Source organism: Synechococcus sp. H60.1 (assembly GCF_047462335.1).
GTDB lineage: Bacteria > Cyanobacteriota > Cyanobacteriia > Thermostichales > Thermostichaceae > Thermostichus.
The window spans coordinates 1-6039 of the sequence record NZ_JANSJA010000211.1 but is presented as its reverse complement, the minus strand read 5'-3'; the positions used below and the strand labels follow the sequence as shown (position 1 = coordinate 6039).

6 protein-coding genes are annotated in these 6039 nt (G+C 59.6%); 3 read left to right on the top strand and 3 right to left on the bottom strand.

The features are described 5' to 3' along the window. A partial coding sequence (locus tag NW852_RS10405; RefSeq protein ID WP_414426721.1) for a DUF2854 domain-containing protein occupies nucleotides 1-564 on the bottom strand: 564 nt, incomplete at its 3' end. Between the two features lie 130 nt (nucleotides 565-694). On the opposite strand from NW852_RS10405, the gene NW852_RS10400 reads away from it, so the two are divergent. Then, a complete protein-coding gene (locus tag NW852_RS10400) occupies nucleotides 695-2230 on the top strand; it encodes an aminotransferase class I/II-fold pyridoxal phosphate-dependent enzyme (protein WP_414366476.1) in 1536 nt (511 codons plus the stop codon). Between the two features lie 4 nt (nucleotides 2231-2234). Here NW852_RS10400 and NW852_RS10395 read toward each other — a convergent pair whose 3' ends face one another. Then, entirely contained in the window at nucleotides 2235-3677 is a 1443-nt protein-coding gene (locus tag NW852_RS10395; RefSeq protein WP_414426720.1) for a hemolysin family protein, read from the bottom strand. 251 nt (nucleotides 3678-3928) lie between these two features. Continuing rightward, a complete protein-coding gene (locus NW852_RS10390) occupies nucleotides 3929-4249 on the bottom strand; it encodes a PepSY domain-containing protein (protein ID WP_414371794.1) in 321 nt (106 codons plus the stop codon). 280 nt (nucleotides 4250-4529) lie between these two features. On the opposite strand from NW852_RS10390, the gene NW852_RS10385 reads away from it, so the two are divergent. Both NW852_RS10385 and NW852_RS10380 read left to right on the top strand, forming a co-directional pair. Then, nucleotides 4530-5450 (top strand): branched-chain amino acid transaminase, encoded by a 921-nt coding sequence (locus NW852_RS10385; protein ID WP_414335893.1) that lies wholly within the window; start codon nucleotides 4530-4532, stop codon nucleotides 5448-5450. An 89-nt stretch (nucleotides 5451-5539) separates the two neighbouring features. After that, nucleotides 5540-6039: phosphoribosyltransferase (locus NW852_RS10380; protein ID WP_414426719.1), on the top strand; the 500-nt coding region annotated here is incomplete at its 3' end.

Genomic DNA, 6039 nt, shown 5'->3' with positions numbered 1-6039 from the left:
GGTGGCCTGGGATCCGGGACAGGCGATGAGCGCCAGCTCCACCTGATGTTCTCGGGGTTGCTGCAGTTGCACCTCCACGTCGCGGCCAAAGAAGCCCTGCATTTTTTTCTGGTAGCTCTCCTGCCATTGCTGGAAGGGAACGGCCGGCGAATCGAAGAGAAGTACCAGGGTGTAGCGGCCATCCCGCAATTCTTCTCTGTAGCCTCTGATTTTGGGTAGGTCTGCTTCCAGAGGGCCGCGCAGGCCGAGGAACTCCAGGGCCTCTTCCAGGTGGGCGTTGGCCCCATAGCTGTATTTGGTGATGTCGGCGCGGACTTGTTTTTGAATTTCCGTGGCCTGCTGAGCACGGGCTTGGAGCACTTCTGGCGAGGGGGGCGTCAGGGCAGGCACTGGCTTGAGCTCCACCACCTTCATGGTCACCCCCCCCAGCAGCAAGGGGATCCCGGTAAACAGGCCGATGAGGTTCAGGGTGGGATCGCTGTACTGGGCAAAGCCCCAAGCTGTGGCGGCAACGCCTGCCAGCAACACCAGGGTGCTCAGGGGGAGGGGCAGCTTCTCAAACATACAAGCAGGAGGGAAAGGCAACCTGAACCCAGGCTAGCAGGAAAGACACTTCCTGAGGTGACCTTGAGGGTGGACTTGGCTCCGCTGGGGGTGGATAATGGCTGGACGCTGGTGTGTTGGGGAGTGGCCCATGGTTCTGTCGCATCTGTCGAAGGCGTCCCGTCGTCTGCGTCTGCTGGATCGCAAAACTCAAGAGCGGGCCCCTCTTTTTGAGGCCATCCGCCACTATTGCAGCTTGGACAAGGCTCCCTTTCACACGCCAGGCCACAAGCAGGGACGCGGGATCGCCACCGACCTGCGGGAGTTTTTGGGAGAAAACGTCTTCCGGGCGGATCTCACCGAGTTGCCGGAGGTGGACAACCTCCACGATCCCGACGGCGTGATCCGGGAAGCCCAGGAGCTGGCGGCAGCCGCCTACGGAGCGGATCGCAGTTGGTTTCTGGTGAATGGCTCCACCTGTGGTGTAGAAACCCTGGTGATGGCCGTGTGCGACCCAGGGGACAAGATCCTGCTGCCGCGCAACTGCCACAAGTCGGCCATTGCCGGCGTGATCCTCTCCGGGGCCGTGCCGGCCTATATCGAGCCCGACTTCGACATAGAACTGGGCATTGCCCACGGCATCACTCCTGCCGGCCTGGAGCAGGCCCTGGCCGAGCACCCCGACGCCAAGGGCGTGTTGGTGGTCAGCCCCACCTACTACGGGGTTTGCTGCGACCTAGAAACCTTAGCGGCCATCGCCCACAGCCACGGCCTGCCCCTCTTAGTGGACGAGGCCCACGGGCCCCACTTTGGCTTTCACCCGCAACTGCCCCTCTCCGCCTTGGAAGCTGGTGCCGATCTGGTGGTGCAGTCCACCCACAAGGTGATCTCCGGCATGACGCAAGCCTCGATGCTCCACCTCAAGGGATCCCGCATCGATCCCAACCGTGTGCGCAACATCTTGCAACTGCTGCAATCGACTAGCCCCAACTACGTGCTGATGATGTCGCTGGACGTGGCGCGGCGGCAGATGGCCCTGGAAGGGGAAGCTTTGCTGGGCCAAGCCCTGGCTTTAGCCGATCAAGCCCGCGCCCGTCTCAACCGCATTCCAGGGCTCTTTTGCTTTGGCCCGGAGCGCATCGGCTCTACACCTGGCTTTTTCGATCTGGATCGCACCCGCTTGACGGTGACGGTGTCGGGGCTGGGCCTTTTTGGCTTCGACGCCCACGACTGGGTCAACGACCACTTCCACGTGCAGCCGGAGATGTCCACCCTGCACAACGTGGTCTTTATCGTGAGCCTCGGCAACACCCAGCGGGATATCGACCGGCTGGTGGAGAGCTTCGCCGCTTTGTCGAAGCAGGCCCAGGGATCCCAACCCTCGCTGGCGATGGCCGAGAAACTGCGACGCCTGGCCCAGTTGAAACGCCCTCCCCTGCCGCCCCAACGGCTCTCGCCGCGGCAGGCTTTCTTTGCCCCCATCGAGCGGATCCCCTTTCAGGAAGCCGTAGGCCACATCTGTGCCGAGATCATCTCCCCCTACCCCCCTGGGATCCCTATCTTGGTGCCCGGCGAAGAGGTAACCCAGGAAGCGGTGGACTATCTGTTGTTGGTGCACGAGGCAGGCGGCTTTATCAACGGCCCCGAAGATGTGCGGCTGCAGACCCTCAAGGTCGTCAAAACCTAGCTCCTCAAGAGCCAGGCTTGGTCGTCTGGGCGGGGGGGAGCACTGGCAGCGGGTTGGGAGAGCTGCGGCGGTGGCGAACGACCTTCACCCGATCCACCCGTGGGCCTTCCATGCGCACCACCTGGAACTCCATGTCTTGGTAGGTGAACTTTTCCCCCACGCGCGGGATCTTCTGCAGGTGGTAGATCAAAAAGCCCCCCAGCGTCTGGTAGTCCTCGTGGAGGGGCAAGTTGAGGTGGCAGCGCTCGTTGACCTCTTCAATATCCAACTGGGCCTGGATGAGGAGAGTGTTTTCGTCCAGCTCCTGAATATCCGGCTCCTTCGCCTTGGGATCTGGGCCATCGGAGAGCTTGCCAACAATCTCCTCCACTAGGTCTTGGATGGTGATCAAGCCCGCCGTGCCGCCGAACTCGTCCACCACCACCACCATTGGCCAGTGGTGCTGCCGCATCTCCGGCAACAGTTCGGCAATCAGCTTGTTCTCCGGCTCAAAGTGGGCCTCGCGAATGAAAGGGGTGATGGGGCTGTGCAAATCCAGGGATCCCTTGGCCAGCTCGCCGATCAGCTCCTTGACATGAATCAGGCCGCGGATGTCATCCAAAGACTCGCCGTAGACCGGGTAACGGGAATGCCCCGATTCGGCCACCTCGGCCAGCACCTCTTGCACCGTAGCGGTTTCCGGCACCGCGTCGATGCTGGTGCGCGGGATCATCACCTCGCTGGCCACCGTCTCGCCGAACTCGAAGATATTGCTCAACAGCTCCCGCTCCTCCGCCTCGATGTCGCCCGACTCCACCGACGAGGCGATCAACAGTTGCAGCTCCTCCACCGTCATGGTGCTGTAAAAGGAAGTGGCCTCCGGGATGCGGACGCCAAAAAGCTGCAACAAGCAGCGGGAGGAGAACCGGAGCAGCTCCACGCAGGGGTGCAAAAAGCGGCTCACCAAGCGGTTGAGCCAGGCCAGTTTTAGGGCAATCGGCTCCGAGTAGAGAATGGCCAGAGTCTTGGGGATCAGCTCCCCCACCACAATTTGGAAATAGGTGAGCAGCGAAAACACCACCACCACTGCCACCCCCTGAACAATGGCGGGATCCACGTTCCGCAACCAGGCCAACTGCCTCAAGGCCAAAAACAGTGTCGGCGCAACCTGGGTGGCCCCGATCCAGCCCAGCAGCACGCTGGCCAGGGTAATGCCCAACTGGGTGGTGGAGAGGGCATACTCCAACTGTTCCTGGGCCTTTTGCACAATTGCCGCCTGGCGGTTCCCTTCGCTGGCCAACTGCACCATGCGGGAGCGCCGCGCCGACACCAAGGAAAACTCCACCGCCACAAAAAAAGCGTTGATGACCAGAAGAGCGATGACCCAAAAGAGACTAAGAGACGCATCTCCCCACGAAAGCTCAGTGTTGGGGAAAGTAGCCGCTGAGACTAAAGGGGGGTCGTCCATCAGGGGGAGCAGCAAGACGGATAGACAGCATTTTAGCCCAGACTGACTCGACCACCTGCCCCTGGCCAGCAGTTAAACTGGCCTCAGCCAGCGGGTGTCTATCATGCGAACACCTTCCCCCTGCCCAAATAAACGGGATCCCCAGCTTTTGCAGTTCTCAAGATTGCTACTGTTTCATCAAGCATTCATCAGGCAGTGGCAACTACCGCTTTTTCCGGCAACGCTTACCCCAGTTTGTGCCCCCCTGAGGACTAGTCATCAATATCGACAACATCGCCGGTAGTGGCGTCGATCTTGACCTCAACATCGTTGGTGAATTTTACTTCCCAAACTAAGCGCCCATCTTCGCGCTCCAACTCAACTTCTTTGATCACAGCATCGGGAACAGCAGATCGAGCCATCTGAATCGCTTCTTCAATGCGGACGGCTGGAGCAGGAGATTGAGCAAAAGCTACCTCTGTGCTCTTGCCTACCGATAACATCGGGCTGCTGAGGAGCAAAACGCCCAGCACAAGCAAGGAAGCAACAGCAAGTTTTGGAAGCTTCATTTCCAACTGTTTGAGTAACCACATTCTTACCCTACCAACCTTGGGGTGAAAGAAGCCTTGCCAAAAGGAGCACTGTTGCTTTCGCAAAGGGAGTGGACTCCTTGCGTCATGGGGTGTAGTTCGTCGGCCCCTCGTAAGTTAGAAGCTGTTTGCCTCCACAGCCCTCTCAGAACTTGACTGGCTAAAAAACACTGCAGTGCGCATATCTTTCCGAGTGCTGCCAACGCTGGGGCTGCCGGTGCTGCCTCCATCGGTGATAATATTCCTACTCTTACATCTTTTCCCACCGCAGTAGGTGCCGACCATGCCGGATTTTCTGCCCTACGCCTACTTTCAGGGCCAGATCGTCCCCTTTGCCGAGGCGAAGATCTCCATTGCCACCCATGCTCTGCACTACGGGACGGCAGCCTTTGGCGGTCTACGCGGGATCCCCGACCCGCAAAATCCGGATCAGGTGCTGGTGTTTCGTCTCGATCGCCACTGCCGACGGCTGAGCCAGAGTGCTCGCCTGCTCTGCTTCGATCTGCCCGCCGAAAAGATCGAGCAGGTGATCGTGGAGCTGATCCGCAAAAATCGCCCCTCCACCTCTTTCTACATCCGCCCCCTGGTCTACACCTCCGACCTGGGCATCTCGCCGCGGTTGCACAACATCGAGAAAGACTTTTTCGTGTACGGGTTGGAGTTGGGAGACTACCTCTCACCAGAGGGAGTCACCTGCCGCATCAGCTCTTGGGCCCGCCAAGAGGATCGCAGCCTGCCGTTGCGAGGCAAGATCACCGGCGCCTACATCACCTCTTCTCTGGCCAAAACTGAGGCAGTGCAGTCCGGCTATGATGAGGCCATTTTGATGAACTCCCAAGGCAAGGTAAGCGAAGCCTCGGGCATGAACATCTTCATCGTGCGCAACGGCGTGCTGATTACCCCCAGCTTTGACCAAGACATCCTGGAAGGAATCACCCGCGACAGCGTTCTCACCCTGGCCCGCGACCTGGGGATCCCCACCCAAGAGCGTCCGGTCGATAAGTCGGAGCTGTTGATTGCCGAGGAAGCCTTCCTCACCGGCACTGCCGCCAAGATCACGCCCATTCGCCAGATCGAGCAATACGTCTTGCCCCCCTCCCGCCCCATCACCGAGCAGTTGCGGCAGAAGCTGACGGCCATCACCGAAAATCGGGATCCCGCCTACGCCCATTGGGTGAAGGTGATCCCGCTGAAAGAAAGCTAGACCCTCAGGTTGCCATCGTCAGGCCGGTCGATGGGAAAAGAATCAATATAGTTAGAATTGAGCAATCCAGACTGCGGGAGAGGGATCCCTTGCACGAGATTTCTATTACCTGGGCCGACTACCACCGCAAAATCGAAGAGCTGGCCGTCAAAGTTTATGAAAGCGGCTGGGAGTTCAACCAAATTGTCTGCATCGCCAAAGGCGGGCTGCGCATCGGCGATACCCTGGCCCGTCTCTTCGACCTCCCCCTAGCCATTCTCGCCGCTTCTTCCTACTCCGGCCCTGGCAATCGCCAACGGGGGCAACTGACCTTTTCGCGGGATCTGGCCATGACCACTGCCAACCTAGGCAGCCATGTGTTGCTGGTGGACGACCTGGCCGACTCCGGCATGACCCTGAAGCGCTCCGTCCACTGGCTTAAGCACCACTACGGCTTTTACATCGAGGAAATCCGCACTGGCGTACTCTGGTACAAAGCGGCCTCTGTCTACCAGCCCGACTACTACGTGGACTACCTGCCCGATAACCCCTGGATCCACCAGCCCTTCGAGCCCTACGAGCAGATGACGCCCCAGCAGTTGATGGAGTC